Annotated in this window: 16 protein-coding genes and 1 pseudogene; 14 read left to right on the top strand and 3 right to left on the bottom strand. The window is 41.0% G+C overall.

Translation table 11 applies throughout. The features are described 5' to 3' along the window. Positions 1–116 precede the first annotated feature (116 nt). From MUG84_RS26670 to MUG84_RS27720, 3 genes and pseudogenes are all read right to left on the bottom strand, one after another. Positions 117–1,304 (bottom strand): tyrosine-type recombinase/integrase, encoded by a 1,188-nt coding sequence (locus MUG84_RS26670; RefSeq protein WP_244731204.1) that lies wholly within the window; start codon positions 1,302–1,304, stop codon positions 117–119. 80 nt (positions 1,305–1,384) lie between these two features. Then, on the bottom strand, positions 1,385–1,855 hold the full coding sequence (locus MUG84_RS26665) for an ImmA/IrrE family metallo-endopeptidase (RefSeq protein WP_244731203.1): 471 nt from the start codon (positions 1,853–1,855) through the stop codon (positions 1,385–1,387). A 185-nt stretch (positions 1,856–2,040) separates the two neighbouring features. Next, positions 2,041–2,265 (bottom strand): annotated as a pseudogene (locus MUG84_RS27720) (helix-turn-helix domain-containing protein); the annotation flags it as partial. Between the two features lie 208 nt (positions 2,266–2,473). Between MUG84_RS27720 and MUG84_RS26655 the strand changes: the two are divergent. The 14 genes from MUG84_RS26655 to MUG84_RS26590 all read left to right on the top strand — a co-directional run bounded on the left by MUG84_RS26655 (position 2,474) and on the right by MUG84_RS26590 (position 9,433). Next, the gene (locus tag MUG84_RS26655) at positions 2,474–2,686 is read left to right on the top strand and encodes an XRE family transcriptional regulator (protein WP_244731201.1); all 213 of its coding nucleotides are present in this window, start codon (positions 2,474–2,476) and stop codon (positions 2,684–2,686) included. A gap of 68 nt (positions 2,687–2,754) precedes the next feature. After that, complete coding sequence (locus tag MUG84_RS26650) at positions 2,755–2,991, top strand: group-specific protein (RefSeq protein ID WP_244731205.1); 237 nt, start codon at positions 2,755–2,757, stop codon at positions 2,989–2,991. Positions 2,992–3,075: 84 nt separating this feature from the next. Beyond that, positions 3,076–3,225 carry a hypothetical protein gene (locus MUG84_RS26645; protein WP_244731200.1) on the top strand — a complete coding sequence of 50 codons (150 nt, stop codon included), beginning with the start codon at positions 3,076–3,078 and terminating at the stop codon, positions 3,223–3,225. Beyond that, positions 3,222–3,527: a hypothetical protein gene (locus MUG84_RS26640; RefSeq protein ID WP_244731199.1), complete on the top strand. Its 306-nt coding sequence runs from the start codon at positions 3,222–3,224 to the stop codon at positions 3,525–3,527. Before MUG84_RS26645 ends, MUG84_RS26640 begins: the two co-directional genes overlap by 4 nt. Positions 3,528–3,539: 12 nt before the next feature. After that, entirely contained in the window at positions 3,540–3,773 is a 234-nt protein-coding gene (locus tag MUG84_RS26635) for a hypothetical protein (RefSeq protein ID WP_244731198.1), read from the top strand. Positions 3,774–3,864: 91 nt separating this feature from the next. Beyond that, entirely contained in the window at positions 3,865–4,887 is a 1,023-nt protein-coding gene (locus MUG84_RS26630) for a DUF4373 domain-containing protein (RefSeq protein WP_244731197.1), read from the top strand. Beyond that, complete coding sequence (locus MUG84_RS26625; RefSeq protein ID WP_244731196.1) at positions 4,880–5,239, top strand: hypothetical protein; 360 nt, start codon at positions 4,880–4,882, stop codon at positions 5,237–5,239. The genes MUG84_RS26630 and MUG84_RS26625 overlap by 8 nt, the downstream gene beginning before the upstream one ends. Before the next feature lie 14 nt (positions 5,240–5,253). Further along, entirely contained in the window at positions 5,254–5,466 is a 213-nt protein-coding gene (locus MUG84_RS26620) for a hypothetical protein (protein ID WP_244731195.1), read from the top strand. Further along, positions 5,450–5,785, top strand: a complete 336-nt coding sequence (locus tag MUG84_RS26615) for a hypothetical protein (RefSeq protein WP_244731194.1) — start codon at positions 5,450–5,452, stop codon at positions 5,783–5,785. Before MUG84_RS26620 ends, MUG84_RS26615 begins: the two co-directional genes overlap by 17 nt. Positions 5,786–5,806: 21 nt before the next feature. Then, on the top strand, positions 5,807–6,187 hold the full coding sequence (locus MUG84_RS26610) for a hypothetical protein (RefSeq protein ID WP_244731193.1): 381 nt from the start codon (positions 5,807–5,809) through the stop codon (positions 6,185–6,187). 512 nt (positions 6,188–6,699) lie between these two features. Next, on the top strand, positions 6,700–7,248 hold the full coding sequence (locus MUG84_RS26605; protein ID WP_244731192.1) for a site-specific integrase: 549 nt from the start codon (positions 6,700–6,702) through the stop codon (positions 7,246–7,248). Positions 7,249–7,425: 177 nt separating this feature from the next. Further along, on the top strand, positions 7,426–7,782 hold the full coding sequence (locus tag MUG84_RS26600; protein ID WP_244731191.1) for an HNH endonuclease signature motif containing protein: 357 nt from the start codon (positions 7,426–7,428) through the stop codon (positions 7,780–7,782). Next, a complete protein-coding gene (locus MUG84_RS26595) occupies positions 7,772–9,064 on the top strand; it encodes a DNA methyltransferase (protein ID WP_244731190.1) in 1,293 nt (430 codons plus the stop codon). The genes MUG84_RS26600 and MUG84_RS26595 overlap by 11 nt, the downstream gene beginning before the upstream one ends. A gap of 129 nt (positions 9,065–9,193) precedes the next feature. Then, positions 9,194–9,433 (top strand): hypothetical protein, encoded by a 240-nt coding sequence (locus tag MUG84_RS26590; protein ID WP_244731189.1) that lies wholly within the window; start codon positions 9,194–9,196, stop codon positions 9,431–9,433.

Here is a 9,433-nt window from a genome sequence, read left to right as displayed (position 1 = left end):
ACCGCACGCAAGTTCATCAATGGGAACGCGATCAATACATGACGCTGTACTAATCTTAAAATCCCTTGCGCCGTATGGTGTGAGGGGTTTTTTGTGTGGGGGGCATTTCGAGGTGATTAATCGTTGAATTGAGTCGTGCCCCCAGAACGCCCCCCATAATTTAAATTCTGATTCAAAATGTTCTTTGTATACTCCTCAAACCTTGCAATGTTTTGCTCTTCAATTTTTTTAGATATATGGGCATACACATCTGAAGTTATTTGAATACTTCCGTGTCCTAGTTGTTCCTGAACATATTTCATGTCTGCACCTGATTCAAGGAGTAGCACCGCACATGTATGTCTTAGAGAGTGGATCGGTAACTTAGGTAATTTAGCTCTCATACAAATGCGTTCGAAGGAGTTAAACAAGCTCGATTTAGGCATGAAGTTTCCATCGTTTCGGCATAAAACCAAATTTAGATCGTGCTTATATAGGTCTTTCAAATTGAGTTTATTTTGATTCTGCCAATTCGCATGATATTTAAGATCATTGACAAGAGATTGGCTAATACGGATGGTACGGTTAGATCGGAAAGTTTTAGGATCACCAAACAACTCTTTGCTTTCTGATGCCGTAAAATCAAGTGTTTCATCAATCTTAATGGTCTGGTTCTTAAAGTCGATGTCAGTCCATTTTAAAGCTGCTGCTTCTCCTTTTCTTATCCCTGTTTCTATTAATACTTTGAAAAAAATCCAATAAATGTATCCATATTGGTGTGCTGCTTGTAAAAAATTAGGTATATCTTTTGACTCAATAAATTGAATTTCGTTATTTTTCTTCTCGCCTTTAATTTCCACACCAATACACGGATTCTTTTCCAGCTTATAGAGGTTAACTGCTTTTTCCATGGCGTTATGCATAGTACCATGGACTATTTCAACAGTCCGCTTGCTATAACCTTTGCTGGTAAGATGATTGAGAAACTTTTGGTACATTTCCGGATTGAGCTCTCGAAGCATTAAATTTTGAAAGTAAGGAGCAATGTGGTTTTTTATATTGTTTTGGTGTAATTCGAAAGTGTTTTTTCGAATTGTACCTTTTTTGTACTCTGTCATCCACATATCTAAATAGTTTACCAAGCTTACATCCTCATCCATTCCGTAACCTTGTTTAACTTTTTTTAGAAAATCAGCCGCTGCCATTTCTGCTTCTGGCTTTGTTCGATATCCTCTTTCGGATTTTTCCCTTGTCTTCTTTGTAAACGGATCTTTGTACTTCAAACGATACTCCCATCCAGTTTTATGCTTTTTATAGTTTGCCATTATACTACCTCCAATCAGAACAAATGTTCTATTGATATATATGTTAAACCGCCTTGCAGCGGTGTGAATGCAAGCCTGTACTAAAAATATTCGATAACACCCAATGGATCAAAATAAATAACATACTTCTCATCGAAATTTAATAATAAACCATATTTCCTCCGGTAGAATTCAATTGCTTCATCCAAAAAATCCTCGATGATATCCAAATGATCAGCCAACTCAAACCGGTTTTTTACTCCAGCTTTAGAAGCGCTAATTATCCCTTCTAGTGGAACCAGTTTTTCATAGGCCCATCTACGTGCAGTTTCTTCTTGTTTTTTATTATCTATTATTTGTTGATCTACTATGTTTCCAACAGTTTTATGAAAGTGTCCGATCTCCTCAGCTAACACACACTTTTTTTCGGTTGCACTTCTTATGTACTTACTAACAAGGATCATTTGTTTGTCTGAAGTTTCAATGTACATTCCCTTAAATCGTAAAGGTAAATCCGCCTGGTCATCAAACATTATGTTAATGTCTTTAGCCAAATTATCGTATGAGATCATTAGGCGAGTCCTCCAGAATTAACCAAGTTGAATTGTTATTTGTTTTTAGATAGAGCAATTTTCATGGCCAGCTTAATTTGTTCTAATTCTTGATTGGATAGCGGTCCATCATGACCGATCTGGTGGGCTGCCAAAGTTAAAATTTGCTCTTCTGACAATTTGTTAGACTTATCTTTTTTTTCGATTTCACTGATATCAGTTGTACCGTACTGAGACATCATCTCTAATTGATCTGTGGTAATACCTAGTCCTTTGCAAACTTTAATTACATTGTCTATTGAGGCTTTCCCTACACCTCTTGAAAGCATTGATTGTAGTGTCGTAGCTGGCAAACCGATTTTCTCAGCGAATGCTCGTCTACTAAGACCTTGTTCTTCGATCAATTTATCTATAATCACTGCTTTTTCCAATTTAAGTCCGCCTTCCTAAACACTTTTTAATATACGATATTTCGTATACACGCTTATATTACAATATAAATTATCCCCTGTAAATACAAATATATACGATAATGCGTTTATAATTAGAAAAATAACGTTGACAATGAACGCAATTGCGTCTATAGTTTGGATTAGGCCGAACGCAATTGCGTTCAACATCAGGAGGGAGGTGCAAAAGTTGTACAAAAACCTTCGTGCAGAAATGACTAGGAATGATGTTACAGTCGGCGATCTGGCGCATTTACTTGAAGTAAGATATGCAACTGTCAGCGATAAGATCAATGGAAGATTTAGATTTTATTATGATGAAGCATACAAAATCAAGTGTCACTTCTTTCCAGAGTGTGATCTGGAATATCTGTTCGATTCAAACAACCAGAGTACAGCATGAATTTTATTTGGAAAGGATGGTAAGACGTGAGTACTCTTGTCTCAGTTAATGTCGATGAGTCAGAAGTTATGAAGATTTGTAGAGAAAAAATTGCCGCTTTGGTTAAAGAAGCTGACTCTGAACTTGTTTTTTGGGACTCAGCTGAATTAAGAAAAAGAACTTGTATGAGCTGGAATACGATTCAAAAAACGTTCTTTTTCGATAAAAGATTTGTGAAAAAAAAGGTAGGAAGAGACTGGTACTTTCCAGCTAGAGAAGCTAGAGAATTTTTAGAAATCTGGCTCAGTGAACAATCATCAAACTGAAAGGAGCAATGAAATGAATCAATTACGTATTAATTGTTTACTACCAATCGGCCGCCGTTCCCGTGGAGATATGGTGGTGTTTGTATGACACCTGAACGTCTCTTACAGCGAATTGCTGCAAGGCAACGTTTAATCAAAACAATCAAGATGAAGGAAGTTTGCAACGATTCAGAGCTGGATGAAATTATTTTTGAACTCGAAGAAGAATTAAGACGAAAGGAGCTTAATGAATGAACACCATTCCACAGAGTATTATCCAAAGTAAGTATTTGATGGGCACACTAAATCTTTTCCTGAAGCATCATAAGCTCAGAAGATACTGCTCAAACCAGTACATTGATGTTGTCAATGAAACGATCAATGTAAGTGCATTAAAACGTATCTCAAGACCATGGAGCAAATCAGAGAAGTTTATGCTAGCTCTTGCTCTGCATTTATACAACGAAAGCAATAAAGTGAACTTGTCGGATATGGATTGTCTGGATGATGTCAATAAAAGGCTCGCATTTGAAGCTATACATTTGAGGTTCCAATAGGAGGTTGTAAAAGTGGACGTTTTTACTAAAAGAGATTTATACCGGAGGATGTTGCGTAAACAGCTTCGACTACTTTACGCACAACATATAGATGCGTCTAAGGATAAGGATCTTGTTCATGTCAATGAAATCGAGCAGAGGATTTCGTTTTTGTACGTGAAGTTGTTATCCTGCGATCCTGGTGAAATACCTGAGAAGTTCGGTTTTGATTCAGGGAATAAAAAAAGACCACGCCTGCCAGCGTGATCCGTTTGAAAAAAAATTCTATGTCTATATATTATCACAAATTATTAATAAGAGCGAGAAGCCACATGAAAAGTAGAGGTGAAAAGGGCGCATGAAAGAAGCCTATTATTTTTCACACGATTCCAATGCGCGCCATGATCCCAAAATATCAGCAATGCGTGGTGTGTACGGGGCCGAAGGTTATGGCTGGTATTGGATGCTTGTCGAAATGATGCGTGATTCAGATGGCTATAAATTAGACATGCAATCCAAATACACATTTAATGCATTTGCATTGCAATTGCAGGCTGATAGTAAAAGAGTCCAAGAGTTCATCATGGACTGCATCAATGAATTCCACCTGTTTACATCGGACGGTAAATCGTTCTGGAGCAATTCATTGAACAGAAGAATGGATAAAAGAGAAGAGGTTAAGGCGAAGCGCTCAGCAGCTGCTAGAGCCAGGTGGGACAAGGAAAAGCAGGTTGATGATGGGGAGTATACAGATGCAGAGATGATGCATTTGCATTCCACAAGCAATGCAGAAGCAATGCAAGGAAAGGAAAGTAAAGTAAAGGAAAGGAAAGGAAATAAAAAAGAAAAAGAGACTCCTTCAGATTCGCCTCTGGCAAATCCAGACTCTTCCGTTTCCGATTCATCGAAACAAAATGAGAGGAAAAAACGGATTTACGATGAGGACAGCACTTATTACCGCATGTCACTTTACTTTAAAGGCAAAGTTGACCAAATGGCCGAATCTGAGGGGCTGGAACACTTAACTGCTAATACAAACTTACAAACCTGGTCCGATGACTTCCGCAAGCTGGTGGAGAACGACAAGCAATCCGATTTGCAGCTGATCCAGAAGGTAATGGATTGGGTAGTTAAAGATGATTTTTGGTACAAAAACGTGCTTAGTGCTTCCTCATTCCGCGACAAATTCCCAAGGCTGGTCCTCGATATGAAAAAGGACGGACGTGGAAACAAGGGATACAAAGGAGGCAGCAATAAGCCCCATAACCCAGTTGTAGAACCGACAAATACGGGTCCAAATGTTTCGGATGATGAATTTGAAGCGATGATGCGCATAGCCCAAGAAATGCAGGCAAATAAAGGTGGACGGGAGCATGCGTAAACTCTGGCTCAATAAGGTACAGGCCCAGGCAAGCGGAAAGCCTTGCTTAATCCCATATCAGGTTGAAATAGATGGTGAGTGGGTGTGGGATGGCAGATGGACTAAGCTAGCGCCTACGGCGGACATTTTGCTTCCATATACACGTTGCAAAGAGATCGGATGCCCGGTGCAAAACAGGGAAAGCCCAGATGCCTATGTCTACAACGCAGCTGAAAAAAGTCAATTTCGATACGTGCCATTTTGGGCGCGGTTCAGCGAAGATATAGATCACAGTAAGATCACTGATGAAGAGGGCAGGATACTGGGCTTCCGTCGTGGTGATGGGGTTAGAAATCTGAAAAATATGAGTTAAAAGGAGGGATTGATTTGGTTCAAAACAGATGGACTGTATTCGAATATTTAAAATCCAGAACACTGGCAACCGGTCATGTTCCTGATCGCAAGGAACTCGAATTGGAATTTGGAGGTTTGGATCCTGAAGAGATCGAGGGCGGTATTCAGGAGTTTAGTCATCGTCTTGGAAGTTGGATCAATGATCATGAAATCATGAGAGGTGATACGTATGCAAGCAGCTGTTGAAAAACTGCAAGCCGAGATCTCTGGCAGCAATAATAACCAATATTCTCAAATGAATACGGTAGCCCTGCAAATGATTGAAAATTCGCTCGGTCGTTTGATCCAGAAGGGGTGCCCAATTATGAGGCTAAAACTTGTTGTCTGCCCATATGCCGAAATTTCAAAATATAAGTCCATCAGAACTAAATATGGAAATCTACGAGTCGAACCTGATCTATTCGTGAGAAAGGGATTGTCTTATATCATCGAGGAACCTGGGCGGAGGAACAGAGGCTTCGCCTGGGTGTCTGGATACAATCTATGGAAAGAAAAAATGAGTTAAGAATAATTAAGGGGTGTACCTATGGGGGCGGTGGAGCAAATGGAGTTATATCAAAGCATAACGGACGTTGAACGCCTCACGGTGAAGAATTTACTCGAACGTTATCCTAAAATGCGGCGGACAATTCAAGAGTTGGCAAAGAAAGAAGAGCTGAACGAGAAACAAAGGCAGCTATATACAGAATGGGGAAATATTGTGGATGAAATTGATACAGCATTTGGCCTTATATTAGATGATGAAGTCAAAAGAATCTTCGAACACCGTTACCTAAAGGGGCAGAAGTATTTGAGCACAATTAATCTATTTTGGAGTGAGCATCGTAGTGAACGAACCATTGACCGGCGCATAGGGGTAGGGGTCGATACAATAGCCGAGCATTTAAAGTTATGTGGAATCATCTAAAAAGTGGCGGTAACTTGACGGTGAACTGGCGCAAAAGTGACGGTACTTAAATAATAAAGTAGGCACATAGAGAGTAACTCACTCTCCGGTGTGCCTACTGCTCCGTTATCACAGTAAGGACTCGGCCATGCTGTGGGATGGAAAGATTCATCCTTAGACATTAATCGTCAAGGGTGTGGTGTGAGGTGGGGTTCGATGCCCCAAAATCGCTCCACCCGGGCGGGTTAGAAATACGGGTAATTCATGGCCTTTTTGGTTCGGGTGGGTTCGACTCCTGCCGAGGCCAGCTTAATAATGGTTTCATAACCTTAATATATCCGCTCCTTCGGGGGCGGTATTTTTTATGGAAAGTGGAGGTGCTGAGTAGTTGTGAAACAGAAAAAACCAATGGTAAAGCAGCCTTTAAAATGCAGGGGCTGTGTTTGGGGGAAATGGGAAGCATCGGCTCAGTATTGCCACAAGCCCGCAAACATGTGCGCTAAGGGCTCGATTCCTAAAGTTGGTGATAAGGGATGAACTTTGTCCAGCCTATCCGTGATCAGGAAGTTCTTCAGGACATAAAGGATTACCTGGAAGGCACGAATTACAGGAACTTCATTATGTTTCTTATTGGGATCTATACCGGTTTCCGGATCAGTGACATTCTGAGGCTACGGATCAGAGATGTCAGCGGTTCACATATCTCAATCCGTGAGAAGAAGACAGGCAAGCAAAAACGGATACTGATAGCACCTGAGCTGAAAGAGAAGCTTCAGCCTCATATCGAAGGTAAGCCAGTAAACGAATACCTAATCAAAAGCAGAGAAGGCATCAACCGACCGATAACCAGAGAGATGGCATATAAAATCATTCGAGACATCGGAGACGAGTTCGGGCTGTCCGAGTTAGGATGCCACACTCTCCGCAAAACGTTCGGCTATATTTTTTATAACAAAACCACGGACAAGGATATCGCGATGCTTCAGAACTATTTCAATCATGCAACACCAAGATATACGTTGAGATACATTGGATTGGAACAAGACAGCATGGATATGGCTCTTAAACGGCATCGCGCATAGGTCAATTACTCATATTAAGGATACGTGAAACTGCTTTTGAAGAAGATTACCAAAGCTTTGATATGCCTGGAATTTTTGACGGTGAACGAGTTTAACACAATATAAGATATGTGTAATTAAAACACTCTGTTATTTCCAGTAAAATTAATTAAAAAAGGGGTTAGAGGAAGTGATTAAGTGCCATCTAAGCCTAAGCGTCCATGCTCACAACCAGGATGTACTGAGCTAACCACAGAAGGTAGCAGATGCTCAGAACATAAGAGAGTCATTGATCGGTACAGAGGAACGGCAGCTCAAAGGGGGTATGACGGAAAGTGGAGGAAAGCGCGTTTAGGATTTCTTCGTAAGCACCCATTGTGCAAGCATTGTCAGGAAAAGAACCGGCTAACTGAAGCAACTGTTGTTGATCACATTAAGCCACACAAAGGCGATAAGACGTTGTTCTGGGATCGGGACAACTGGCAACCGTTGTGCGCTTCTTGTCACAGCATAAAAACAGCTAGAGAAGATGGAGGGTTTGGTAATGCGAATTGATAAATATCCGGTAGGCAGTATACGACCGAACGAATGGAATCCCAATGAAATGGAGGCCCAAGTATTTAAAAGCTTGGTCGAGAGCATACGTCGTCATGGCGTTTTACAGCCTATATTGCTTAGAGACGATATGACCATCATCAAAGGTGAAAAGCGATGGAAAGCTGCGCAGCAGGCAGGAATTTCTGAACTGTTATGTGTAGTCGTGGAGTCATCAGATGAAGAGGCTAAACTATTGAATATTAGCCTTACTAATCTACGCGGAAAAACTAATGAAGAATTATTAGCATCCCTGGTTGTTGAGCTTTCTCAACACTTCTCAATTAGTGATCTTTCAAGTGAGACAGGCTTCTCCAATGAAAGCTTGACCAAGCTCATAGAGACTTTCGTCGATGATACGGAACATTTAGCACCTATAGAAGATGATGACTTTGATGTGGAAAACGAACTAAATAATATAGTAGAGCCAATCACAAAACGAGGTGATATCTGGGCGCTTGGAAGGCACCGTCTTATGTGCGGGGATTCCACTTCAAAAGAAGAGGTAATGTGTCTCATGAATGGTTGCAGAGCAAATCTGGTTGTTACAGACCCTCCTTACAATGTGGCTGTAGAAAGCACATCATCTCGTCTAGCCGCCGATGGTCGCAGCATCATAATGAACGACGACATGCCCGCAGATGAATTTGTGAGCTTTCTGCACGCTGTCTTCCAAAACTATTCGGAAGTCATGGAACCGACAGCAGCTATTTATGTATTTCATCCATGTTCCTACCAGCGAGAATTCGAAGATGCCATGAATGTCGCAGGTATTGAAGTACGGACGCAGTGCATATGGGTAAAAAACGCAGCCACTTTTGGCTGGGCACAGTATCGCTTCAAGCATGAACCTGTGTTCTATGCTCATCTGAAAGGTAAGGCACCTGCTTGGTACGGTGATCGCACACAGACAACGGTCTGGAAGTCAGGACTTCCTGCAGAAGAGCCTATACCTGATACAGTGTGGGAAGTCTCACGGGGGGATGTGACGAAGTATGTTCATCCAACTCAGAAGCCACTCGAGCTGCTAGCCATTCCGATCAAGAACAGTAGTAAGCCTGGTGATGAAGTCGTTGACTTCTTCGGTGGCAGTGGATCAACACTCATAGCTTGCGAAAAAATGAATAGGAATTGTTATTCCATGGAGCTAGATCCGAAGTTTTGTGATGTAATTGTCAAACGTTATAAAGACCTTACAGGAACAGAACCAGAGCTTATTCCGAGACTAGAAAAAATCAAATAAAAAAGGAGAGCGCGCTAACGCTCTCCTCGCCCAGGTCCCCCTGGTTGAGATAGTGGAAAGCCGTGGCCACGGTAGATGTTATGCCACTATCTCTTTATCCATCATAAAGGATAACCAGAGGAGGACGCAATGAAAAAGACTGAAGAAATTATGAAAGAGCTCGAGCGAAGTAAAGGTAAATACAGGACTATTGTTCAGGCTGGTATCGCGAAATGGGTTAAGGACTTCCAAGATGGTCGGATTAAAATCACTACTGTTGAGGACTTAAAGAAACTAATCGAGATGGATATTCAAATATTGAAGGATGACATTAATACTAGCAAGTCAACAGATATCGAAGAGCTTAGAAATTTACGAAGGAAGGGGTAG

The organism is Paenibacillus mangrovi, from assembly GCF_022898935.1.
Taxonomy (GTDB): domain Bacteria; phylum Bacillota; class Bacilli; order Paenibacillales; family Paenibacillaceae; genus Paenibacillus_AQ; species Paenibacillus_AQ mangrovi.
This window is presented reverse-complemented; position numbering and strand designations above follow the sequence as displayed.